Origin of the sequence: Aureimonas sp. OT7 (genome assembly GCF_014844055.1) — a bacterium.
Taxonomy (GTDB): domain Bacteria; phylum Pseudomonadota; class Alphaproteobacteria; order Rhizobiales; family Rhizobiaceae; genus Aureimonas; species Aureimonas altamirensis_A.
In genome coordinates this window covers 350645-374041 of record NZ_CP062167.1, presented here as the reverse complement: position 1 = coordinate 374041, position 23397 = coordinate 350645, and the positions used below count along the sequence as shown (strand labels likewise).

Sequence of the window (23397 nt, the reverse complement as noted above, 5' to 3'; positions counted from 1 at the left end):
CAATCGGGCATAATCCCGGCCTGACGCGATGGAGGCAGCAGATGCGTATCGAAGCCGCAACGGCCCTGACACCGGACGGATGGCGCAACGACATAGTCGTCACGATCGGCGGCGACGGCCGGATCGAAGCCGTCGAGCCGGCTAAGGATCAGCCGTCCGACCTGTCCGTCCCCGTGCTGCTGCCGGCCCTGTCCAATCTGCACAGCCACACGTTCCAGCGTGCCATGGCAGGCCTGACCGAATGGCGGGGGCCGGCCGGACGCGACAGCTTCTGGACCTGGCGCGAATTGATGTACCGCTTTCTCGACGTGCTGACGCCCGACGAGATCGAAGCCATCGCGGCGTTCGCCTTCATGGAGATGCAGGAAGCGGGTTTTTCTGCCGTCGCCGAGTTCCATTATCTGCATCGTGCGCCGGGTGGCGTACCTTACGACAATCGGGCCGAGCTTTCGGAGCGGATCATCGCCGCGGCGGCCGATACCGGCATCGGCCTGACGCTGCTGCCCGTGCTGTACCAGCAGGGCGGCCTGGATGGCCGCCCCTTGGCCGGTGGCCAGCGGCGCTTTTTCAACGATACGGACTCCTTCCTGCGGCTCGTCTGCGCTGCCGAAACGGCGCTCGCCCGCTTGCCGGGCGATGCGGCGCTGGGCATCGCGCCCCATTCGCTGCGGGCGGTATCGGCGGAAAGCCTCGGCGAGGCCGTGGCCCTGCGGGGATCCGGTCCGCTTCACATGCACATCGCCGAGCAGGAACTCGAGATAGAAGAGGTGGTGGCCGCCACGGGCCGGCGTCCGGTGGAGTGGTTGTTCGACAACCACGTCGTGGATGCGCGTTGGTGCCTGATCCACGCGACCCACATGACGCCGGACGAAACGGAGCGGCTGGCGCGCAGCGGCGCGGTGGCCGGCTTGTGCCCGGTAACCGAAGCCAATCTGGGTGACGGCATCTTCAACGGCGTCGATTATCTTTCGGCCGGTGGCCATTTCGGCATAGGCTCCGATTCCAACATCCGCATCTCGACGGGAGAGGAATTGCGACAGCTCGAATATTCCCAGAGGCTGAAGCATCGGGGCCGTGCCGTGCTCGCGGAGCCCGGCGGCTCCGTCGGCCGACGCCTTTACGATATCGCCTTGGCCGGCGGCGCGCAGGCGCTCGGGCGAGACAGCGGAGCCATCGCCCCCGGCAAGTGGGCGGACCTCGTCGCGCTGGATGCCAACGTCCTGTCGGGCTCCCGCAAGGGGGACGGGTTGATCGACGCGTTCGTCTTCACCGCCGACCGGAGCGCCGTAACGGATGTATGGTCGGCCGGGCGCCACAGCGTGCAGGCCGGGCGGCATGTGGCGCGCGCGGCCCTCGCGGCGCGCTACGCCAGGACATTGTCGCGGCTGACCGACCTTTCATGAACGAGCGCGTATCCTTCCGCACCATCAAGGACGAGATCGCCCGGCGCATCGGCGACAAGGTCTGGCCGCCCGGCACGCTCATCCCCGGCGAGGCGGCATTGGCGGACGAGTTCGGCGCGGCGCGGGCCACCGTCAACCGCGCCCTGCAGGAGCTGGCGCGCACGGGCCTTCTGGAGCGCAAGCGCAAGGCCGGCACCCGTGTTGCCCTCAACCCCGTCCGGCAGGCCCGGCTGTCCATTCCCATCGTGGGCGAAGAGATCGCGGCACTGGGCCAGACCTATGATTATGCTTTGCTGACGCGCACCGAGCACGCCGCCGGCCCGGCCGATGCGCGCCGGCTGGGCGTGCCCGTGGGGCGGCCCGTCCTCAGCATCGCATGCCTGCACCGCGCGGATGGGAAACCCTATCAGTACGAGGACAGGCTCATCAGCCTCGATGCAGTCCCGACAGCACGGGACGAAGCCTTCCGTTCCGTCGGCCCCAATGAATGGCTGGTCAACAACGCGCCCTTCTCCTATGCGGAACTCAGCTTCCTGGCCGCTGCCGCAACCGAGGCGGAGGCCGGCTATCTGGCCCTGCCACCCGGCCAGCCGGTGTTCGTCGCAGAGCGGCTGACCTTCATCCTGACGCGGCCGATCACCCATGTGCGGATGGTGCATCCGCAAAGCCATCGGCTGCGCACCATCCTCTGATCATGGCTTGACGGGCGGCATGGCGACGGCCCGGCCGACGAAGTCCGGGCGCTGCAGGTGGGCGCCGCTCCGCATCACGCCGTCCAGCGCCGCCGCCACCGCGGCGGGTGCCGGCGCGGCGCGCTGGCCCGTGACATGAAGCAGCATGTGCTCCGCCGTCGCCAGTGTCGCCCCGGCCTCGTCCGTGATCGCATGCGCAAGGTGCAGCCGCTTTGCGTCATGCCCCAGAAGGAAGGTCTCGACATCGAGGCGCTGGCCGGCGCGCGCCTGACCCAGATGACGCAGATGGCTCTCGACGGTGTAATAGCTGCTTCCGCCCGCCACATAGTCTGCATCGACGCCGATCATCCGCAGGAAAGCGTCCGTCGCCTCGCCGAAGAGCTGGAGATAGCGGTGCTCCGTCATGTGGCCGTTATAGTCGATCCAGGCGGGGCTGACCGTGGCCGACAGCAGTTTCAGACGACCGTCCTCGTCGGGCGCCGGCGATACGCGCGCCTGCAATTCATGCTCGAACTCGGCCAGCAGCCGGCCCGCGCCCCAGCCCCGGCCGCCATCGCCGGCCTTCAGGGATTGCAGAATGCCGACAAGGTTCTCGTCGCGCAGGCGTTCCAGCTCGCGGATGGACAGCCCGCCGGCCTGGGCGTCCGACTGGGCGGCGATCTTGTCGACGAGGGCCGCGTCCATCTCGGGCACGTCGGTCAGCCTGGTCCATGGCCAGGCGAGGCACGGTCCGAACTGCTGGAGGAAATGCCGCATACCCGCTTCGCCCCCGGCGATGCGATAGGTCTGGAAAAGGCCCATCTGTGCCCAGCGCAGGCCGAAGGAATAGCGGATCACGTCATCCAGCGTTTCCACATCGCAGACATCGTCCTTGACGAGCCACAGCGCCTCGCGCCACAGGGCTTCCAGAAGCCGATCGCCGACGAAGGCCTCGATCTCCCGGTGGATGACGACGCCCTTCATGCCGATGGCCTGCAGGGCGGCCTGTGCACGGCCGATGACGGCCTTGTCGGTCTGCCGTCCGCCCACCAGTTCCACCAGCGGAAGCAGATAGACAGGATTGTAGGGATGGGCGACGAACAACCGCTCCGGATGCGCCATTGCGGCCTGCAGGTCGGTGGGCAGGAGGCCCGACGTCGACGATCCGATCATCGCGTCCGGCCGGGCGGCGGCATCGATCTCAGCCAGAACGCCGCGCTTGAGGTCCAGCCGTTCCGGCACGCTTTCCTGTATCCAGTCCGCGGCCGCCACCGCCTCGGCGAGGCTGTCGTGGAAGACGAGGCGGCCGCGCGGCGGCAGCGGCGCGCAAGTCAGCATGGCATAGGCGAGCTCGGCATTGGCCACCACCTCGCCGACGATGCGCTGCGCGTCCGGGTGGGGGTCGAAGACGTCCACGTCGATGCCGGCGAGCAGGAACCGGGCTACCCAGCCCCCGCCGATGACACCGCCGCCGATACAGGCAGCGCGTCCGATCGCCGGGCCCGTCATCGCACGACCCCGCGTTTGGTAAGCTTGAGCCTCTCCCGGACGGCTTGCGGCCCGACGATGCGGGCCCCCATACCCTCCACCACGCGCATGGCAGACTCCACCAGTTCGGCATTGGTGGCGAACCTGTCCTTGCCGAGGCGCAGATTATCCTCCAGTCCGACGCGCACATTGCCGCCGGCAAGTACCGCGGCGGCCGGCCAGGCCATGGCATTGCGGCCAATGGCGAAAGCGGAGAAGGTCCAGCCGGCCGGCAGATTGTTCACCATCGCCAGATAGGTATTGAGGTCGTCGGGCGCGCCCCAGGGAATACCCATGCAGAGCTGAATGAGGACCGGGTCTTCGATCAGGCCCTCCTCTGCCAGTTGCCGCGCGAACCAGAGATGGCCGGTATCGAAGGCCTCGATCTCGGGGCGCACGCCCAGCGCGGTGATCTGTCGGGCCATCTCGCGCAGCGTGCCCGGCGTATTCACCATGACATAGTCGCCGAGGTTGAAGTTCATGGTGCCGCAATCCAGCGTGCAGATCTCCGGCCGGCATTCGGCGATATGGGCGAGCCTTTCCGTGGCCCCGGCCATGTCGGTGCCTGCCTCGTTCACGGGGAGGGGGCGTTCGACGCTTCCGAAGACGAGATCACCGCCCATCCCCGCCGTCAGATTCAGCACGACATCCACATCCGCGTCGCGGATCCGCTCGGTGACTTCGCGGTAGAGTTCGCTGTCGCGGGCGGGCCTGCCCGTTTGCGGGTCGCGGACGTGGCAATGCACGATGGCCGCGCCGGCCTTGGCCGCTTCGATGGCCGATGCGGCGATCTCGGCCGGCGTGACCGGGACATGCGGCGAGCGCCCGGCCGTGTCGCCGGAGCCTGTCACCGCGCAAGTGATGAAGACGTCGCGGTTCATGGAAAGCGGCATCGTCTAACCTTCCGTTGCAGGAAATGCTGGGGAAAGGGTGGACGAGACGTGGATGCCGCATCACACTGCCTGCGAAACCCGTTTGACATTATGCGATGCGATGATCTTCACCGAGACCGACAATACGCTGGACGTTTCCCTCCTGTTGTTTCCGGGCTTTTCCCTGATGTCGCTTGCCACGGCGCTGGATCCGCTGCGGGGCGCAAACCGGGTTCTTGGCCGGGAAGCCTATCGTTGGCGGCTGTTTTCCATGGATGGAACGGCGCCTTGCGCCAGTTGCGGCGTGCCGGTGGCCGTCGAAGGCCGTTTCGATGCCGATGCCTGCGGCCCGCTGCTGGTTCTCGTCGCGGCCTTCGGGGCCGAGCGGCAGGCGACACCCGACACGTTGATGGCGGTACGAAAAGGCGTCCGGCGCGCCGACATGGTGTTCGGCGTCGAGGCCGGCGCCTGGGTGCTTGCGCTGGCCGGCCTTCTGGACGGACGGCGCGCCACGACCCATTGGGAAGACCTGGAAGATTTCGCGGCGCGCTTTCCGCATGTCGAGGTGGTCCCCGACCGGTTCGTCGGCGACGGGGCCATCTACACGACGGGCGGCGCCACGCCGGCGCTCGACCTGATGTTGACGCTGATCCGCGCGCGCAACGGTTATTCCGCAGCGCTCGACGTGGCGAGCCTGTATATCTACGAGGAGATGCGGGCCGCGGGCGATACCCAGCCGGTCGTTTCCCTCGGGCGTATCCGCCGGCACGAGCCGCGCGTCGCCGAGGCGATCCGCATCATGGAGACCCATCTGGACCACCCCCTGACGATGGCCGCCATCGCCCTGCGCGTCGGCCTTTCCACACGCAATCTCGAGCTTCTGTTCCGGCGTATGGTCGAGATGTCGCCGGCGGCCTATTTCCTGAAATTGCGGATCGCGCAGGCCCGCCGCCTGGTGGTGGATACCAATCTGTCGATGGCCGAAATCGCCGACCGCAGCGGCTTCTCGTCCATTTCGGCGTTGTCGCGCGCGTTCCGCCGCCACTACGGGCAAGCACCCTCCGCGGCGCGGAGGGCGCGTGGCTGATCAGCCGCCGAGGCTGGCTTCCACTGCGGCAAGGCCCGGTTGCCCATCCAGCGTGGTCACGCCATCGAGCCATCGAGCGAGCGTCTCGGGATTTTCCCGCAACCATGCCACGGCGGCGGCGTCCGGCTGCATGCCCTTGTCGATGATGTCGCTCATCAACCGGTCTTCCATGGCGACGTCGAAGACGAGGTTGGACAGGAACGCGCCGAGGTTCGGGCAATCGGTGGACAGGCCCTTCCGGGTCACCGTCTGCACCGTGGCTCCGCCGTCATCGGGGCCGAAGACGTCGTTGCCGTCTGCCAGGTAGGCGATGTCGTGATTGAGATTCATCGGGTGCGGCTGCCAGCCGAAGAACAGGACGTCGCCATCCTGGCGTATCCGCGAAGACACTTGCGCCAGCATGGCCTGTTCGCTGGATTCGACCAGGGTGAAATCACCGAGGCCGAACGTATCGTCGGTAATCATTTTCTGGATGGTCTCGTTGGCGCTGCTGCCGGCCTCGATCCCGTAAATCTGCCCTTCCAGCCTGTCCTTGAAGCCGTCGATGTCGGCGTAGGTCTTCAGCCCCGCATCGTAGGTGGACTGCGGGACCGCAAAGCCGATGCGCGCACCCGTCAGGTTGATGGCGGCAACCTCGATGGCGCCGGACTCGATCAGCGGCGTCGCGATCGGCTCCTGCAGCGGCATCCAGTTGCCCAGGAAGATGTCGGTGTCGCCCTGCTCGAGCGCCCGGAAGGTGATTGCCACCGAAAGCACGGACACGTCCGGGCGGTAGCCGAGGGCAGTCAGGAGTTCGTTGGCGACGGCCGTCGTGGCGGTAATGTCCGTCCAGCCGACGTCGGAAAATTTCGGCGCGGTGCAGGTGGCACCGTCGGCGGCCGCCGCCGGCACTGCAAGGATGGACATGGTTGCAAGGATGGCAGGTGTCAGCCGCATCATTCGCACTTCCTTCTTCTGTGCGTCGAAACGCAGATCGCGGGATTTGAAGGCGTATGGTGCGAAAAACTTATAGGCTTTTTCCTGTGCCAGTTGACGCATGGCGCAGGCAAATTGTCTGATTGCGAAAACGCCGCTTCAGTCCGCCGGGCGTTCCAATGCCGAAGCGTCCATCCACATGACCTCGAAGATGTGCCCGTCCAGGTCCTCATAGGATCGGCCGTACATGAAGCCGTAGTCCTGTGTCGGGCTCGGATCGGCAGTACCGCCTGCCTTGACGGCTCGATCGATCGTGGCATCGACGGCATCGCGGCTATCGGCCGACAGTGCAATCAGAACTTCGCTTACCTTACGGGCGTCTGCAATCTCCTTCGGCGTGAAATCACGGAACCGCTCATGTGTCAGCAGCATGATCGATATCGTCTCGGACAGGACCATCATCGCGGCAGTATCATCCGTGAAGCGCGGTTCGTTGCGAGCGCCGACCGCCGCGTAGAACTGCTTGGATTTCGCCAGGTCGCGGACGGGAAGGTTTACGAAGATCATCATTGGCACGGTCGTTCTCCTCCTGGAATATTACGTTGATATCAATCTATAGAGTCCTCGTCAAACAGCGATGCGACAAAAAGGTTCTCACGCGTTTGGCACTTTTTGAAGGGTTCGCCGTTATCAGGTCGATAGTCGGGAACATAAGTCCGACCACAACCAGGAACGCCTGCCGCATGTCCTATCGCATCATGATCGTCGAAGATGAGTTCCTGATTGCCCTGGATCTTGAGGACTTGTTGTCCGATGCAGGCTTCGAGGTCGTTGGAATAGCCAGCGATACGGAAGCCGCCCTGGCCTTGGCGCGTAGCCGGAAGGTGGACGCGGCGATCATGGACGTCAATCTGGCGCGGGGCACCTGCGGGATCAATACGGCACGCCGCCTGCGTGCCGAACTCGACATTCCATCCCTGTTCGTCAGCGCCCAGATCAACGAAAAGCTGAAATCGGTCGCCGCCGATACCAAGCCGCTCGGTTTCGTGACCAAGCCCTATATGCCGGACGAAATCGTCTCCAAGCTGGGCGCCGCCTGACCGCGTGGACAGGCGGCCCGGGCCCTTACAGCTCTGCTGCGACCGCCTCGACGGCATCCCTCGTGGCCTGCGCTATCCGATCCGCTTCATCGCGGGTCAGGCAGAAGGGCGGCGCAAAACCCAATATGTCGCCCTGTGGCATGCCACGCCCGATAACGCCGCGCTCCAGCAAGGCGGCGGCGATGCGCGGACCGACCTTCAGCGCCGGATCGAAGAAAATCCTATCATCCTTGTCGGCGACGAATTCCACGGCGGCCAGCATGCCCTCGCCGCGCACGTCCCCGACCAGCCTGTGGCCGGACACCGCCGCTGACAGCGCCTGGCGCAGGTAGGCACCGGTGTCCCGGGCGTTCGCGATGAGATCCAGCCGGTCTATCAGTTCGAGATTGGCGATGCCCGCCGCCGCACACAGGGGGTGTGCCGAGTAGGTCCAACCATGGCCGAGGACGCCTTTGGCGTCGGAGCCCTGCACCAGCACGTTCCATACCTTGTCGGAAACGATCGTGCCCGACAGCGGCAGGTAGGCGGACGTGAGGCCCTTGGCGATCGTGATCAGGTCGGCCTCGATGCCGTAATGGTCCGATCCGAACATGGAGCCGAGACGGCCGAAACCGGTAACCACTTCGTCCGCTACCAGAAGGATATCGTATTTCTTCAGGACGGCCTGGATCTTCTGCCAGTAGCCGGCGGGCGGCGGCACGATGCCGCCCGTGCCGAGCACCGGCTCGCCGATGAAGGCGGCTACCGTGTCCGGCCCTTCGGCAAGGATCATCTCTTCCAGCGTGTCGGCGCAATGCTGCGAGAACTGCTCCTCGCTCATGGAGCGGTCCTCGCGGCGGAAATAATAGGGCGCCTGCGTGTGCAGGACGGGCGCGCGCGGCAGGTCGAACGCGTCGTGGAAGAGCTGCAGCCCGGTGAGGGAGCCGGTCATCACGCCCGACCCGTGATAGCCGCGCCAGCGCGAGATGATCTTCTTCTTCTCCGGCCGACCCAGCACGTTGTTGTAGTACCAGATCAGCTTGATGTTCGTTTCGTTGGCGTCCGAGCCCGACAGGCCGAAATACACCCTGCTCATGTTGGCGGGGGCGCGGTCCACGATCATCTTCGCAAGGCGAATCGAGGGCTCGGAGCCGTTCCCCGCATAGGCGTGGTAATAGCTGAGCTTGTGGGCCTGCTCCGCGATGGCTTCGGCGATCTCGTGCCGGCCATAGCCGACATTGACGCAGTAGAGGCCCGCGAAGGCGTCGAGGCTCTCGCGGCCGTCGCGGTCGACGATGGTGCAGCCGTGTCCGCCTTCGATGATGCGGTTGGACGTTTCGCCCCGCGCATGCATGCCCATATGCGTCGAGGGATGGAAGAAATGATCACGGTCGTAGGCGTTCAATTCGTTGTCGCGGCTGGCCTGGTCGAGCATCATGGCGATCTCCTGGATCAGATTTCGAAAAGCCTTGTCCTCAGGCGAGGTCGAGGCAGACATATTTGAGGTCGGTGAAAGCCTCCAGGCCGTGCCGTGACCCCTCGCGGCCGAGGCCGGATTGCTTGACGCCGCCAAAGGGCACGGGAGCACCCGTGATCTTGACCCGGTTCACCGCGACCATGCCGTATTCCAGTGCCGCCGACAGGCGCGCGGCACGGGCGCCATCGCGCGTCACGACATAGGCGACGAGCCCGTATTCGCTGTCGTTCGCCCGCTCGATCACCTCCTTCTCCGTGTCGAAGGGGGTGATGGCGGCAACCGGCGCGAAGGTTTCCTCGCGCATGATGAGGGCATCGTCCGGCACGTCCGCGAGAACGGTGGGGGCGAAATGCAGCGGGCCCGGCCGGCCCGCCGTTCCACCGGCCAGAAGGCGTGCCCCGTGCGCCAGTGCGTCGGCGACATGCTCGGCTGCCTTGGCGACCGCACGCGCGTGCATCAGCGGGCCGATGTCGACCCCGGCGTCCAGCCCGTTGCCGACCTTGAGGGCCTCGGTACGGTCCGCGAAACGCTTGACGAAGGCTTCGTATACACCGCGCTGGACATAGATGCGGTTGGCTGCAAGGCAGTCCTGGCCCGATGTCGCGAATTTCGCGTCCATGGCGATATCGACGGCCCGCTCGATCTCCGCATCGTCGAACACGATGAGCGGAGCATGGCCCCCGAGTTCCATCACCAGCCGCTTGACGCCCGGGGCGCATTGCGCGGCGATCATCCGGCCGATTTCGGTGGAGCCGGTGAAGCTGATGGCGCGCAAGCGCGTATCGGCGCACATCGTACCCACGATCGTGGCGGCCTCGCCTGTCAGGACGTTGAACAGACCCGGGGCAAAACCGGCGCGCTCGGCCAGTTCGGCAAGGGCCAGGGCGGAAAGCGGCGTATGGGAGGAGGGGTGGGCAACCACGGTGCAGCCTGCCGCCAGCGCCGCAGCAGCCTTGCGCGTCAGCATCGCGGAAGGAAAATTCCACGGCGTGACGAGGCCGACGGCGCCGACCGGCACCCGCGACAGGCTCATGACGGCGCCGGGAAGATGGCTGGAGACCCCTTCCACCGATATGCGCCTGCCCTCCTCCGCATAGAAGGAAACGAACGAGGCGGCATAGTCGATCTCGCCCAGCGACTCGGCCAGCGGTTTGCCCTGCTCCAGGGTCATGATGAGGGCCAGATCGTCGCGGGCGGCCAGGATGAGGTCGTGCCAGCGCATCAGGGTTGCCGCACGGGCCTGGGGCGCCAGCGCCTGCCACGGCTTCAGGGCCGCCTGCGCGGCGTCGATGGCCCTGGCGGTCGTCTCTGCCCCGAGCGTCGAGACGTGGGCAAGGACGGTCCCGGTAGCCGGGTCGGTGACGGGGAAGGCAGCGCCGGACGGCTCGCGCACCCAGCGGCCGTCGCAATAGGCGTTCTCCCGCAGGAGGCGCTTGTCGGACAGGCGGTCCAGCGCGGCATGGCTCTGGTGTCGGGCGAAACAGGCGCTCATCTCGTCGAATCCCCTTGTAGTGGAAATTCGAGCCTAGGCGGGAGCGCCGTCGTGTTTGGTCTTTTCTGGGGTCCGCCCGCGGAGACAGTCTCTCAAGACCGTCGCCGGGTCAGAGAAAGTCTCTCCGGTCCGCCCGGGGATCAGAAGCTCTTGGAATATTGCAGGAAGCCCGTTCGGTCGGCCACCTGGTCGTAAAGCTTCATGGCGGCACGATTGGTTTCGTGCGTCAGCCAATACACACGCGATGCGCCGGCCTTGGCCGCTTCGGAATAGACGAAATCGATCAGCGTGCGGCCAAGGCTGCGCCCGCGCATGCCCTCGGCGACGAAGAGGTCCTGCAGGTAGCAATAGTCGCCGACGGTCCACGTGGAACGGTGGAAGATGTAGTGGACGAGGCCGAGTGGCTTGTCGTCCTCGAAGGCGAGCACGCCGAACATCGGCTCGGCCGGGTCCAGCAGCCGCGCGAACGTCTTCTCGGAAACGTCCCGTGGAATCTCGACCTTGTAGAATCGCTGGTAGCTCTCCCACAGGGTCAGCCACGCGTCCTTGTCTTCCGGTCGGATCAGTCGGTTCATGTCCATCTCCATTGCGCGTGTGGCAACGACTACTCCTTAGAAGGCCTCAAGGCCAGCAATTCCACCGGTGCGTCGATCTCCTCCTTGACCGTGCGGGTTACGATGTAGGTGAAGTACCGGGCGATTCCGATCTCTCGGGCGAGCCAGCCGTCCACAAGCCGCTGATAGTGGTCGATGCCGGGACTTACCACCTTCAGTATATAGTCGACGCCACCGCCCACCGACCAGCAGGACACGACCTCCGGGGCCTCGCGGATCGCCCGCTCGAAACGGTCGAAATCGGCCTGCCGATGGTTGCCGAGCGTCACTTCCACCAGAACCTCGGCGATCGGCGCGATGGCCCGCATGCGGATCCGCGCCCGGTAGCCCATCACGATGCCCGAGTCCTCCAGCTTCTTCAGCCGGTTCCAGCAGGGCGTCGGCGACAGGCCGACGCGCTCGGCCAGCGCCAGCTTGGTGATCCGGCCGTCGTTCTGGATCTCTTTGAGGATGCGCAGATCCGCCGCGTCGAGCTTCATGCCGCTCCATGCCCTCCAGTCGGTCGAGACTGGCTGTTTAAGCCCAATTGCCGCATTTTCCAATTGTGAATTGTCATGATTTCGGCAAAGGTCGATTCATGACAATGTGGTACATCGACCGGCCTGCCTTAAGGCGGCCCTACTATCAGTCCCTTGCCGATCAGATCGGCCGCGCCATCGGCGATGGGCGGCTGGCGGCGGGCGTGCGCCTGCCGCCCCACAGGGTCATGGCCGACGGGCTGAAGCTGTCCGTCCAGACCGTCAGCCGCGCCTATGAGGAACTCATACGCCGGGGGCTCGTGTCGGGGGAAACGGGGCGCGGCACCTTCGTGCGCGGCGACAAGCCGGAAGGGACCCTGCCCTACATTCCGGAGCGGCTGGGCGAGATCGTCGATCTGTCCATCCTCAAGCCGGTCTGCGAGACGATGCATGTGGAGCGCATGCAGGCTGCCCTGGTGGATCTGGCCGGCAGCCTGCCGCCGTCGACCGTCCTGTCGTTCCGTCCCAATGTCGTGTTCCCGCGCCACAAGGCGGTCGCGGTGGATTGGCTGCGCCGTTGCGGAATGTCCGTGGCGCCGGCCAATATCTGCCTGACCAACGGGGCGACGGCGGGAATGACCATCGCACTCATGAGCGTTGCGGGCGCCGGCGGCGCGGTGGGGACGGAAGCGATCGGCCACCACACGCTGGTTCCGCTGGCCACCTATCTCGGGCTCAAGCTGACGGCGCTGGACATCGACGACGAGGGCATCCTGCCCGACGCGCTCGACGCCGCATGCCGGCACGAGGGCATCCGCGCGGTGTTCCTGCAGCCCTCCGTCATCGGCCCGACCGCGGCGCTGATGGGCGAGGGCCGGCGCGCCGCCATCGCGGCGGTGGCGCGCAGGCACGACATCGCCATCATCGAGAACGACGTTCTCGGGCCCCTGATCGAGGACAGGCCGCCACCCGTTGCCGCCTTCGCTCCCGAGCGGACGCTCTATGTCACCTCCTTCACCAAGACGGTGCTTCCGGGCCTTCGGACGGGATATCTGGCCGTGCCGGACAGGATGCTTTCGGCCGTAATGAACCGGCACCTCGTGACCAACTGGATCGCCACGCCGCTGATAGCCGAGCTTGCCACGCGCTGGGTGGCCGACGGCACCGCCCTCGAGCTGGTGCGCTGGCAGCGGCAGGCCCTGCGACGGCGCCAGGAGGTGGTTGCCGAAATGCTGGCCGGGATTCCCTACAGGGCGCACCGCGAGGGACTGCATCTGTGGCTGCCGCTGGAGACGCCCGAGGCGGAAGAGCTTTTCGTGGCGCAGGCGCGCCTGCGGGGCGTGGCCGTTGCTCCGGGCCGCTCCTTCCAGATGGGTGCGATCCGGCAACCCGCCGTGCGCGTGTCGGTCGGCTCGACCACGGAGGCGGAGTTGCGAACAGGACTGAAGATCATCGCCAATCTCCACCGGTCCGACCCCGAGCCGTTGCTGCTGGCAATCTGAAGCGCCGCGAGACTGAGCGGCGCTTGCATCCAAAATCAGCATCCTCGGCTAAATTGTCATGATTTGATTTTGTCAATTGACATGATTTTGCGGCGGTCCCATCGTTGCGTCACTCGATGGCCTCAATCGGAGGATGCTACGTGTCGTCACCGATCATCCAGTTCGAAAACGTGACCAAGCGCTTCGGCGAGCTGACCGTGCTCGACCGGTTGAACTTCGACGTCCTGCCCGGCGAGAAGATCGCGCTGATCGGTCCGTCCGGCTCGGGCAAGACGACGATCCTGCGCATTCTGATGACGCTGGAAGACCTGACCGACGGCCATATCAAGGTAGACGGGGACCACCTTTTCCATATGGGAAGCGAGGGTGCGCTGAAGCCCGCCGACGAGAAGCACCTGCATCGGATGCGGGCCAAGATCGGTATGGTCTTCCAGCACTTCAACCTGTTTCCGCACAAATGCGTCTGCGAGAACGTCACGTTGGCACCGGTGCTGACACAGGGCGTCAAGCCCGCCGATGCGAAGAAGCGGGCATTGGAACTGCTGGACATGGTGGGCATGGCCGACAAGGCCAAGTCCATGCCGTCGCAGCTGTCCGGCGGGCAGAAGCAGCGGGTCGCGATTGCCCGCGCGCTGGCCCTGAACCCGCGCATCATGCTGTTCGACGAGGTGACGTCCGCGCTCGATCCGGAGCTGGTCGAGGAGGTGCTGAACGTCATGCGCCTTCTCGGACGCGAGACGGACATGACCATGCTGCTCGTGACCCACGAGATGAGCTTTGCCCACGATTTTGCCGACCGTGTCCTGTTTTTCGACAAGGGCCGCATCGTCGAGTCCGGTCCGCCGGACGCCATTTTCACCAACCCGAAGGAGGAGCGCACGCAGGCGTTCCTTCGCAAGGTCGTCGCCGCCGGCCAGCGCGTTTGAGCGCCGGTTGAAAAGTCATCGCATCCTTCGGTGTCGCGGCGTCTCCGCCGCGGCCGGACATGCATCTGCCAACGGAGCCACATTCATGCCGACTGCCAAGATCCGCCGCGCCATCCTCGGTGCATCGCTGGGCGCGCTTGCCCTGTCGGCCCTGCCGGCACAGGCCCAGGAGGCGCTCGACGCCCTGAAGGAGCAGGGCTTTGCCCGCATCGCCATCGCCAACGAGCCGCCTTTCACGGCCGTCAACCCGGACGGGAGCGTATCGGGGGCGGCACCCGATGTCGCCCGGGCCGTCTTCAAGCGGCTTGGCGTCGAGGATGTGGTCGCCTCGATCTCGGAATATGGCGCGATGATCCCCGGCCTGCAGGCGCGGCGCTTCGATGCCGTGACCGCGGGACTGTTCATGAAGCCCGAGCGCTGCGCCGCCGTCGCCTATTCGGAACCGGTCCTGTGCGATGCCGAGGCTTTCCTGCTCAAGGCCGGCAACCCGCATGGCCTGAAATCCTACAAGGACATTGCCGACAACGCCGAACTGCGCATCGGCGCGCCGGGCGGCGGCACCGAAGAGCGCCTGGCCCTCGAGGCCGGCGTGCCGCGCGACCGCGTCATCGTGGTGCCGGACGCGCAAAGCGGCCTGACCATGCTGCAGCAGGGGCGCATCGACGTCTATTCGCTGCCGGTCCTGTCGATCAACGCGCTCGTCAAGCAAGCCAACGATACCAGCCTGGAAGTGGTGGCCCCGGTGGAGGGCGCGCCGGTCTATTGCGACGGCGCCGCCTTCCGCAAGGACCAGACCGAACTGCGCGATGCCTTCGACCGCGAACTCGCGGCCATCAAGGCTTCGGGCGAGTTCGCCCAGATCATCGAGCCCTATGGCTTCTCGGCGCAGGCGGCCATGTCGACGACGCGCGACAAGCTCTGCGCCCAGCAATAAGCCCGGCTGAAGTAGACCCTCGATGGATATGTGGCTCGGCTATCTCCAGCTGATACTGGACGGCGCGGTCGTAACCGTGAAGCTGACGGTCTATGGTTGTCTCTTCGCCCTGATCGTCGCCTTCGTGGCCGGTCTGGGGCGCGTTTCGCAGTACTGGTGGGTGCGGGCGCTGGCCGCCACATATGTCGAGTTCTTTCGCGGCACGTCGATCTTCGTCCAGCTTTTCTGGGCCTATTACGTCCTGCCGCTGATGGGCCTGACCCTGAGCGAGATGCAGGCCGGCGTGCTGGCGCTGGGCCTGAATGTCGGTGCCTATGGCGCGGAGGTGGTGCGCGGCGCCATCCGCGCCATAGGTCGCGAGCAGCGCGAGGCCTGCGTGGCGCTCAACCTGACGCGCTCCCAGGCCATGCGCCACATCATCCTGCCCCAGGCCCTGGTGATCATGCTACCCACCTTCAACAACAACGCTATCGAGCTTCTCAAGGCGACGGCCATCGTGTCGCTGATCTCGCTGGCCGACATGACCTTCCAGGCGCAGGTGGTGCGGGCGCAGACCGGCAATACCGCCGTCCCCTTCATCACCATCCTTATCCTGTACTTCGCGATGGCGTCGGTCATCACCGCCGGAATCCGGTTTCTGGAACGGCGGCTGGCCCGCGGCCTCGACGGCGTGAGGGCCTGACGCGATGGAGTGGGATTGGGATTTCGTCTGGCAGATCATGCCGACCCTGGTCGAGGGCGCGAAGATCACCGTCGTCGCGACGCTGCTCGGCTTCGTGCTGGCCGCCGTGCTCGGCCTGGTCTTCGCCGTTGCGCGGCGGTCTCCGAACCCCTGGCTGGCGCGTCCCGTTTCGCTGGTTGTGGAATTCATCCGCGGCACGCCGCTGCTGGTGCAGCTCTATTTTCTCTTCTACATCCTGCCGGATATCGGCATCACGCTGGCGCCGCTGGTTGCCGGCGTCATCGGCCTCGGGCTGCACTACGCCACCTACACGGCGGAAGTGTACCGCGCCGGCATCGAGAACGTGCCGCGCGGCCAGTGGGAGGCGGCCAAGGCCTGCAACATGACCGGCGGCCAGACCTGGCGCCATATCGTCCTGCCGCAGGCCGTGGCGCCGATGGTTCCGGCGCTGGCCAACTATCTCATCGCCATGTTCAAGGAAACGCCGCTGCTGTCGGCCATCACCGTGCTGGAACTGATGAACCAGGCGCGCTCTATCGCCAACTACAACTATCGCTACATCGAGCCGATCACGCTCGTCGGTGCCTTCTTCCTGGTCATCTCGCTCATCTCGGTCTTCGGCGTCCGCTATCTCGAACGGCGTTATGGAAAGGTCGCCTGACATGTCGTCAACGGTTCGTCTGGCCAAGGCTCCCCTGCGGTTCGATCCACAACCGGTCGACAGGCGGATCGGGCTGATCCTGCTGGCGACGGACCTGACGAGCGAGCCCGATTTCGTGCGTCTGGTGGCGGCGCCCGGGGTGGCCCTGCATGCCGCGCGGATTGCCTATGCCAACCCGACAACGCCCGAGAACCTTGCCGCGGCGGCACCGCGTTTGTCGGAGGCGGCCGCCCTGCTGCTGCCGGACGAGACCCTCGATGCGATCGTCTTCTCATGCACCTCGGCTTCGGTCGTCATCGGCGACGTGGCGGTGGCCGAGGCCATCGCGCGCGGCAAGCCCGGCGTGCCCGTGGTCACGCCACCGCTGGCCGCGGTCCTGGGCCTGGCGGCCCTTGGCGCGCACCGTGTCAGCGTTCTGACACCCTATACGGTCGAGACCAGCGTGCCGATGGCCCGCTACTTCGAGGAGAAGGGGCTGGAGCTCGCGGGCGTTACCTGCCTGGGCCTGACCGATGACCGGCAGATGGCGAGAATAAGCCGGCAAAGCATTATTGAGGCCGCCGTCGCCGCCACGGCGGACGATGCACAGGCGCTGTTCATCTCCTGCACGGCCGTCCGCGCGGCCGGGGTCATCGACGACATCGAAGCGCGGATCGGCCGTCCGGTCGTGACGAGCAACCAGGCCAGCGCCTGGGCCGCTCTCAATCATTGTGGCCTGACGGCCGGCGCGCGGGCCGCCGGCCGGTTGATGCGCCTCCCCATGCCGGAGGCCGCATGATCGCCCTTTCGGATATCGAGGAAGCCCGCCGGCGCATTGCAGGCATCGTGCGGGAGACGCCTGTGGACCAGTCGGAAAGCCTGTCGGAGGGGCTTGGCGTACCGGTGTTCCTGAAGCACGAGCAGCGGCAGATCACCGGCGCCTTCAAGCTGCGTGGGGCGGCCAATGCCGTGGAGCGCCTGTCGGCGGCCGAGCGGGCGTGCGGCGTGGCGGCCGCGTCGACCGGCAATCACGGCCGGGCTCTGGCCTATGCGGCGCGCCGGGCCGGCGCGCGCGCCATCGTCGCGATGTCCAGCCTGGTGCCGATGAACAAGGTCAAGGCGATCTCCGCGCTGGGCGCCGAGGCGCGCATCGTCGGTCGCAGCCAGGACGACGCGCAGCGTGAGGTGGACCGCATGGTCGCCGAGGAGGGGATCGTTTCCCTGCCACCCTTCGACCATCCCGACGTCATCGCCGGCCAGGGGACGATCGGGCTGGAAATCCTGGAGCAGGCGCCGGAGGCCGAGACCGTGCTGGTTCCTTTGTCCGGCGGCGGACTGATCGCCGGTATCGCCTGTGCGATCAAGGTGCTGCGCCCCAGCGTGCGCATCGTCGGCATCTCGATGGAGCGCGGGGCGGCCATGGCGGCCAGTCTTCAGGCCGGCAAGCCGGTCGAGGTCGAGGAACTGCGCACGCTTGCCGACTCGCTCGGTGGCGGGGTGGGCCAAGCGAACCGCTACACTTTCTCCATGGTACGCGATCTGGTCGACGATGTGATCCTTGTCACGGAAGCGGAGATCGCGGCGGGGATACGCCATGCCTATCTCGAAGAGCGCGAAGTCGTGGAGGGTGCCGGTGCCGTCGGCATCGCGGCCCTGATGGCCGGGCGGATACGACCTTCCGGCCCGGTGCTCGCCCTTGTTTCGGGGCGCAATATCGACATGGACCTGCATCGCCGGGTGGTTGCCGGCGCCAGCGGGCTGGGGGACGCGGCCTGATGCCCGACATGCTGATCCTGACCGAGCCGGAATTGCGCAGGCTGGTGCCATTGGACATCGACGCCATCGAAGCGGTGGAACGCGCTTTCCGCGCCCTTGCGGAAGAGGCGGTCGTCATGCCGCCCATCCTGCGCCTGGATCTGGTGGAGCATAAGGGCGAGGTGGACGTGAAAACCGCCTACGTGCCCGGCATCGACGGCTTCGCCATCAAGATCAGCCCGGGCTTTTTCGACAATCCCAAACTGGGACTGCCCAGCGTCAACGGCATGATGGTGCTGCTTTCGGCCCGCACCGGGCTGGTTCAGGCGCTGCTCCTCGACAATGGCTACCTGACCGACATTCGCACGGCAGCGGCCGGCGCGGTGGCGGCGCGCCACCTGGCGCGGGCGGACGCATGCCATGCCACCATCTTCGGCGCCGGCATGCAGGCGCGCCTGCAGTTGCGGGCGCTGGCCATGGTGCGCCCCTTGCGGGGGGCCACGATCTGGGCGCGCGACGAAGCGCGGGCCGAGGCCGCCGCCGCCGAGATGACCGAGGCGATCGGCCTGCCGGTCGAAGCGGCCCGCGACCCGCAGGAGGCGGCGCGGCGCGCCGACATCATCGTCACGACGACGCCGTCGCAGGCGCCGATCCTGCAGCGCGGCTGGGTGCGCCCCGGCACCCATGTCACGGCCATGGGCTCGGATGCCGAACACAAGAACGAAGTGGACCCCACGCTCGTCGCGGCCGCCCACTACGTCGCCGACAGGCTGACGCAGACGCGCATCCTGGGCGAGTTGCATCACGCCATCGCGGCCGGCCTCGTCGCCGGCGACACGCTCTTTCCCGAGCTTGGCCAGGTCGTCGCGGGGCAGGCGCCCGGGCGCCGCGATGCCCACTCCATCACCTTCGCGGACCTCACCGGAACCGGTGTGCAGGATACCGCCATCGCCACGCTGGCCCATGCCCGCGCCATGTCGGCCGGCGCGGGTACGCGCTTTACCAGCTGATCCTCCTTCTCAGGGTGCACCATGACAGAGCCGCAGCTCAATTTTACCCGCGCCGAATATGCCAGCCGTCTCCAGAAGACGCGCAAGGCCATGGCGGCCAAGGGCATCGACCTTCTCTACGTGTCGGACCCGTCCAACATGGCGTGGCTGACCGGCTATGACGGCTGGTCCTTCTACGTGCACCAGGGCGTCATCGTGCCGCCCGAGGGCGAGCCCGTCTGGTACGGGCGCGGCCAGGACGCGAATGGCGCAAAGCGCACGGCATACCTGTCGCACGACAATATCGTCGGCTACGCCGACCATTACGTGCAGTCCACCGAGCGGCATCCGATGGACTACCTGTCCGAGGTGCTGCGGGAACGCGGCTGGGACGGCCTGACGGTCGGCGTCGAGATGGACAATTACTGGTTTTCCGCCGCGGCCTACGCCTCGCTGCGCGCGCATCTGCCGGACGCGCGCTTCGTGGATGCGACGGGGCTCGTCAACTGGCAGCGCGCGGTCAAGAGTCCGCAGGAACTCGACTACATGCGCATCGCGGCGAAGATCGTCGGCGCCATGCACAAGCGGATCGTCGATACGATCGAACCCGGGATGCGCAAATGCGACCTTGTGGCCGAGATCTACGATGCGGGCACCCGTGGCATCGACGGCTTCGGCGGCGATTATCCGGCCATCGTGCCGCTGCTGCCTTCGGGGGCGGATGCCTCCGCGCCGCATCTGACATGGGACGACAGGCCGATGCGGACCGGGGAGGGCACCTTCTTCGAGATCGCCGGCTGCTACAAGCGCTATCACTGCCCGCTCTCGCGCACGGTCTTCCTCGGCAAGCCGACGCAGGCCTTCCTGGATGCGGAAAAGGCGACGCTGGAAGGCATGGAGGCGGGCCTTGCGGCGGCGAGGCCCGGCAACACCTGCGAGGATATCGCCAACGCGTTCTATGCGGTGCTGCGCAAGTACGGAATCGTCAAGGGCAATCGCACCGGCTATCCGATCGGCCTGTCCTATCCGCCGGATTGGGGCGAGCGCACCATGAGCCTTCGCCCCGGCGACAAGACGGTGCTCCAGCCGGGCATGACCTTCCATTTCATGACCGGCCTGTGGCTGGAGGACATGGGGCTGGAAATCACCGAATCCATCGCCATCACGGATACGGGCGTGGAGATCCTGGCGGACGTGCCCCGTCAGCTCTTCATCAAGGACTAGGCCATGCTGATGACGCCAGACCTGCCTCCATCGCCCGTCGTGCCGACCATCGACCTTGCCGCACCGGGGGTGCGGCACGGTTTCCTGCGCCTGCCGTACAGCCGTGACGATTCCGCCTGGGGATCGGTCATGATCCCCATTACCGTCGTGGCCAGCGGCGAGGGGCCGACCGCGCTCCTGACCGGTGGAAACCACGGCGACGAGTACGAGGGGCCCATCGCCCTGTTCGACCTGGCCCGTCGCCTGCGGCCCGAAGAAGTGTCCGGCCGGGTCATCATCGTGCCGGCGATGAACTATCCGGCCTTTCGTGCCGGCACGCGGACCTCTCCCATCGACAGGGGCAACCTCAACCGAACCTTTCCCGGCAGGCCGGACGGCACGGTGACTCAGAAGATCGCCGACTTCTTCCAGCGTCATCTACTGCCGATGGCCGATATCGTCCTGGATTTCCATTCCGGCGGCCGGACCTTGGATTTCGTGCCCTTCGCGGCTGCTCACATCCTGCCCGACAAGGGGCAGGAGGCGGCCAGCTTCGCCGCCGTGGCGGCTTTCGGCGCGCCCTATTCCATGAAGATGCTCGAGATCGACGCCGTCGGCATGTACGACACCGCGGCAGAGGAGCAGGGCAAGATTTTCGTGACCACCGAACTCGGCGGTGGCGGCACGTCGACCGCGAACACGGTGGGAATCGCCCGGCGCGGTGCCGCCAATGTGCTGCGGCATGCCGGCATCCTGTCCGGCGAACCGGAGCCGGCGCCGACGCGCTGGCTCGACATGCCCTCCGGCGACTGTTTCACCTTCGCCGAGCATGACGGGCTGATGGAACCGCTCGTCGATCTGGGAATGCCGGTGGAGCAGGGCGACGTCGTGGCTCGCATCCACAGGGTGGACCGTACGGGGGCGGACGTCGTGGACCTGCGTGCCGGCCTTTCCGGCATCCTCGCGGCACGACATTTTCCGGGCCTCGTGAAAGCAGGAGACTGCGCCGCCGTCGTCGGCACCGTCTGACCCTGCAGGCCAACACGATCCGGAATCCTCTTGCCAAAAACATGAAAGTGTTTATCCACTTTACAGATGGATGGACACGGCGAAGAGGGCACCGATGATCGCATTGTCTCCGACCGCAATACTTTCCGTACTCGTTCCGATCAGCGCCGCAGTGGCGCTGGCCGGGTTTGCCTCGCGTATCCGGGCAGCCGATTACTGGCTTGGCCTGGACTCGATCCGGCGTGGCCATTTCGGCGAACCGGCGTGCGATGACGGTGACCGCGACCTAGTTTAGAAAAGTTCTAAGAAGGGGTTGAAAGAGGAAGCGGACGAAGCTACCTTGTAATCGTTCCAGAATTACAGGAGCGCCGGGTCATGCGCGAGCGTCGATGACCGGCCGGATCGGAGTTACGACAATGGGCCTGATCGCCGCAAAGATCGAACCGAATGCCAAGGAAGAAATCGTCAACGGCCTGACCCAGGCGCTGGCTGAGACGGCAATCGAAACGCTGAAGGCGCAGAACTTCCACTGGAATGTCACGGGCTGGTCCTTCGGGCCGCTGCACGCGCTTTTCCAGGAAATCTACGAGGACCATTTCGAGGCGCAGGACCTTCTGGCCGAGCGCATCAAGGCCTTCGACGCCCATGCCGAAGGGCGCTACTCGGTCTATCTGGACCGCAGCGCAATCGTCGAGCATGACGGCCACACGGACGCCAAGACCATGGTGGAACTGCTTCTGGCCGACCAGGAGACCCTGTCTTCCACCCTGTCCGCCCTGGCGCAGGTTGCCGAGCAACATGGCGACTGGGCCACGAACGATATGGCGACCGGCCGTATCGAGGTTCACGACAAGTTCGCCTGGATGCTTCGGGCCCATCTGAAGTCGACCGCGGCCTGAGCCGCGCCACCCGTCTTCGCATTCAAGGGGCGTCCTGCCGGGACGCCCCTTTTTTATGGCTCAGCGTGCGATGGGGGCTGTCGGCGTAGGCCCGTCATCCGACGAGCCGCGCTCGCGCCACATCGCCGGTATAGCCAGGAGCGAGATGCCGAAGATGGCGATGAGCGTCTTCGTGACCTCGCTGAATTCGGGCGTGCGCAGATCCACATAGATCAGGCCGTAGACGATGATGATGTGCCAGGCATAGACCTGCAGCGAATGTCGGCCGATCAGGCGCAGGAAGGACAGCGTCATCACATAATGCAGGGCATTCGCGATCCACCGCACCGTGGCATTGCGATGCCTGGGCCCGGCAATCGCCAGCCAGGCGACGCCGACGCCGGCGGCGACGAAGTTTGCCAGATAGACAAGGCCGAAGGTCGCGCGGACCTCGAAGGGCATGAAGCTGTGCAGCAGTTCTTCCGACATCAGTCCGTAGCCGGTGGCGACGCGCAGGGGCAGGAAGAACAGGCAGATCACAAGGGCCGCGACGGGCAGGATACTGCGATCGGGGCGGAAGATGCGATCCCAGGCGATCTTCTTCTGAGCCGTCATCGCGCCCATGACAACCCCGGAAAAAAACACGACCTGCCATGCCAGGACGTTGAAATGCGCCCGGATGCCGACCGGGCCGTCGCCGGCCAACGCGCGGTCGAGGGGCCCGGTCAGCACGGTATGCAGGCCCAGCTGCGCGACCAGCCATGCGATGAACGATACGAGGGCGACGACACCCCAGCGCTTGTGAAGGCACAGCCAGAGCGCGAACGGCGAAACGAGCATGTACACGATGTACTGGGGCAGGATGTCCATATAGGTCGGCTGGTAGATCATCAGCATGGCCGAGATTACCCGTACCGGATCGGTGATCGACAGATCGCCCATCCAGGGAGCCCACAACTGTGCCGCCTGCGGAAGCGTGGCGGCCGCCACGAGCAGGATCGCCAGGGCAACGAGAACGTAGACATACAACTGCCGGGCCCGCTTCCAGACTGCCTGAGCGCCAGCCATGAAACCGCCCTTCAGCATCTTCCGGGCGTAGACAAGGCCGACGAGCAGACCCGAAAGGAAAATGAATCCCTGTGCATCCTCAACGAAGGCGAGCTGGTTGTGGTTGAGTTTGACCAGCCAGTACCCGCCCGTGAAGTTGAGATGGTTGATCATCATGAAAACGAGGAAATAGCCTCGTAACCCGTCGATGAACCCGAGCCTGTTCATGTCTCTTCCA

General features: G+C 65.8%; 24 protein-coding genes. 15 read left to right on the top strand and 9 right to left on the bottom strand.

The window, feature by feature from the left end:
* Positions 1 to 41: 41 nt before the first annotated feature.
* Both IGS74_RS01815 and IGS74_RS01810 read left to right on the top strand, forming a co-directional pair.
* Positions 42 to 1403, top strand: a complete 1362-nt coding sequence (locus tag IGS74_RS01815; protein ID WP_192388890.1) for a formimidoylglutamate deiminase — start codon at positions 42 to 44, stop codon at positions 1401 to 1403.
* The gene (locus IGS74_RS01810) at positions 1400 to 2095 is read left to right on the top strand and encodes a GntR family transcriptional regulator (protein WP_192388888.1); all 696 of its coding nucleotides are present in this window, start codon (positions 1400 to 1402) and stop codon (positions 2093 to 2095) included. The genes IGS74_RS01815 and IGS74_RS01810 overlap by 4 nt, the downstream gene beginning before the upstream one ends.
* On the opposite strand, the gene IGS74_RS01805 is transcribed toward IGS74_RS01810, so the two are convergent.
* Together IGS74_RS01805 and IGS74_RS01800 are read right to left on the bottom strand one after the other, a co-directional pair.
* Entirely contained in the window at positions 2096 to 3583 is a 1488-nt protein-coding gene (locus IGS74_RS01805; RefSeq protein ID WP_192388886.1) for a carnitine 3-dehydrogenase, read from the bottom strand.
* Positions 3580 to 4494, bottom strand: coding sequence for a 3-keto-5-aminohexanoate cleavage protein (locus IGS74_RS01800; protein WP_192388885.1), 915 nt, complete (start codon positions 4492 to 4494; stop codon positions 3580 to 3582). The genes IGS74_RS01805 and IGS74_RS01800 overlap by 4 nt, the downstream gene beginning before the upstream one ends.
* Positions 4495 to 4594: 100 nt before the next feature.
* On the opposite strand from IGS74_RS01800, the gene IGS74_RS01795 reads away from it, so the two are divergent.
* A complete protein-coding gene (locus IGS74_RS01795) occupies positions 4595 to 5560 on the top strand; it encodes a GlxA family transcriptional regulator (protein WP_192391299.1) in 966 nt (321 codons plus the stop codon).
* Here the strand turns inward: IGS74_RS01795 and choX are convergent, their stop codons facing one another.
* Both choX and IGS74_RS01785 read right to left on the bottom strand, forming a co-directional pair.
* Entirely contained in the window at positions 5561 to 6499 is a 939-nt protein-coding gene (choX, locus tag IGS74_RS01790) for a choline ABC transporter substrate-binding protein (RefSeq protein ID WP_192388883.1), read from the bottom strand.
* 135 nt (positions 6500 to 6634) lie between these two features.
* Positions 6635 to 7051 (bottom strand): VOC family protein, encoded by a 417-nt coding sequence (locus IGS74_RS01785; protein ID WP_192388881.1) that lies wholly within the window; start codon positions 7049 to 7051, stop codon positions 6635 to 6637.
* Between the two features lie 167 nt (positions 7052 to 7218).
* Between IGS74_RS01785 and IGS74_RS01780 the strand changes: the two genes are divergently transcribed.
* On the top strand, positions 7219 to 7575 hold the full coding sequence (locus tag IGS74_RS01780) for a response regulator (RefSeq protein WP_192388879.1): 357 nt from the start codon (positions 7219 to 7221) through the stop codon (positions 7573 to 7575).
* Between the two features lie 25 nt (positions 7576 to 7600).
* Here the strand turns inward: IGS74_RS01780 and IGS74_RS01775 are convergent, their stop codons facing one another.
* From IGS74_RS01775 to IGS74_RS01760, 4 genes are all read right to left on the bottom strand, one after another.
* Positions 7601 to 8989, bottom strand: coding sequence for an aspartate aminotransferase family protein (locus IGS74_RS01775; protein ID WP_192391298.1), 1389 nt, complete (start codon positions 8987 to 8989; stop codon positions 7601 to 7603).
* Between the two features lie 40 nt (positions 8990 to 9029).
* The gene (locus tag IGS74_RS01770; protein ID WP_192388877.1) at positions 9030 to 10523 is read right to left on the bottom strand and encodes an NAD-dependent succinate-semialdehyde dehydrogenase; all 1494 of its coding nucleotides are present in this window, start codon (positions 10521 to 10523) and stop codon (positions 9030 to 9032) included.
* A 140-nt stretch (positions 10524 to 10663) separates the two neighbouring features.
* Positions 10664 to 11098 carry a GNAT family N-acetyltransferase gene (locus IGS74_RS01765; protein WP_348641880.1) on the bottom strand — a complete coding sequence of 145 codons (435 nt, stop codon included), beginning with the start codon at positions 11096 to 11098 and terminating at the stop codon, positions 10664 to 10666.
* Positions 11099 to 11127: 29 nt separating this feature from the next.
* Positions 11128 to 11616, bottom strand: coding sequence for an Lrp/AsnC family transcriptional regulator (locus tag IGS74_RS01760; RefSeq protein ID WP_039194570.1), 489 nt, complete (start codon positions 11614 to 11616; stop codon positions 11128 to 11130).
* 98 nt (positions 11617 to 11714) lie between these two features.
* Here IGS74_RS01760 and IGS74_RS01755 point away from each other — a divergent pair, with 98 nt between their 5' ends.
* The 11 genes from IGS74_RS01755 to IGS74_RS01705 all read left to right on the top strand — a co-directional run bounded on the left by IGS74_RS01755 (position 11715) and on the right by IGS74_RS01705 (position 22133).
* Positions 11715 to 13097, top strand: coding sequence for a PLP-dependent aminotransferase family protein (locus IGS74_RS01755; protein WP_192388873.1), 1383 nt, complete (start codon positions 11715 to 11717; stop codon positions 13095 to 13097).
* Positions 13098 to 13237: 140 nt separating this feature from the next.
* A complete protein-coding gene (gene ehuA, locus IGS74_RS01750; RefSeq protein WP_281413031.1) occupies positions 13238 to 14023 on the top strand; it encodes an ectoine/hydroxyectoine ABC transporter ATP-binding protein EhuA in 786 nt (261 codons plus the stop codon).
* A gap of 85 nt (positions 14024 to 14108) precedes the next feature.
* A complete protein-coding gene (ehuB, locus tag IGS74_RS01745) occupies positions 14109 to 14957 on the top strand; it encodes an ectoine/hydroxyectoine ABC transporter substrate-binding protein EhuB (RefSeq protein ID WP_192388871.1) in 849 nt (282 codons plus the stop codon).
* A gap of 22 nt (positions 14958 to 14979) precedes the next feature.
* Positions 14980 to 15639 (top strand): ectoine/hydroxyectoine ABC transporter permease subunit EhuC, encoded by a 660-nt coding sequence (gene ehuC / locus IGS74_RS01740; RefSeq protein WP_192388869.1) that lies wholly within the window; start codon positions 14980 to 14982, stop codon positions 15637 to 15639.
* A gap of 4 nt (positions 15640 to 15643) precedes the next feature.
* Entirely contained in the window at positions 15644 to 16300 is a 657-nt protein-coding gene (gene ehuD, locus IGS74_RS01735) for an ectoine/hydroxyectoine ABC transporter permease subunit EhuD (RefSeq protein WP_192388866.1), read from the top strand.
* Position 16301: 1 nt separating this feature from the next.
* Positions 16302 to 17078 carry an ectoine utilization protein EutA gene (eutA, locus tag IGS74_RS01730; protein ID WP_192388864.1) on the top strand — a complete coding sequence of 259 codons (777 nt, stop codon included), beginning with the start codon at positions 16302 to 16304 and terminating at the stop codon, positions 17076 to 17078.
* Positions 17075 to 18055, top strand: coding sequence for a hydroxyectoine utilization dehydratase EutB (gene eutB / locus IGS74_RS01725; protein ID WP_192388862.1), 981 nt, complete (start codon positions 17075 to 17077; stop codon positions 18053 to 18055). The genes eutA and eutB overlap by 4 nt, the downstream gene beginning before the upstream one ends.
* Positions 18055 to 19044, top strand: a complete 990-nt coding sequence (gene eutC / locus IGS74_RS01720; RefSeq protein WP_192388860.1) for an ectoine utilization protein EutC — start codon at positions 18055 to 18057, stop codon at positions 19042 to 19044. Before eutB ends, eutC begins: the two co-directional genes overlap by 1 nt.
* Positions 19045 to 19065: 21 nt before the next feature.
* Positions 19066 to 20247 (top strand): ectoine hydrolase DoeA, encoded by a 1182-nt coding sequence (gene doeA, locus IGS74_RS01715; RefSeq protein WP_192388845.1) that lies wholly within the window; start codon positions 19066 to 19068, stop codon positions 20245 to 20247.
* A gap of 3 nt (positions 20248 to 20250) precedes the next feature.
* Positions 20251 to 21255, top strand: coding sequence for a N(2)-acetyl-L-2,4-diaminobutanoate deacetylase DoeB (gene doeB / locus IGS74_RS01710; protein ID WP_192388843.1), 1005 nt, complete (start codon positions 20251 to 20253; stop codon positions 21253 to 21255).
* Between the two features lie 395 nt (positions 21256 to 21650).
* Entirely contained in the window at positions 21651 to 22133 is a 483-nt protein-coding gene (locus IGS74_RS01705) for a DNA starvation/stationary phase protection protein (RefSeq protein ID WP_039194590.1), read from the top strand.
* Between the two features lie 60 nt (positions 22134 to 22193).
* On the opposite strand, the gene opgC is transcribed toward IGS74_RS01705, so the two are convergent.
* Positions 22194 to 23387: an OpgC domain-containing protein gene (gene opgC / locus IGS74_RS01700; protein WP_192388841.1), complete on the bottom strand. Its 1194-nt coding sequence runs from the start codon at positions 23385 to 23387 to the stop codon at positions 22194 to 22196.
* Positions 23388 to 23397 lie beyond the last annotated feature (10 nt).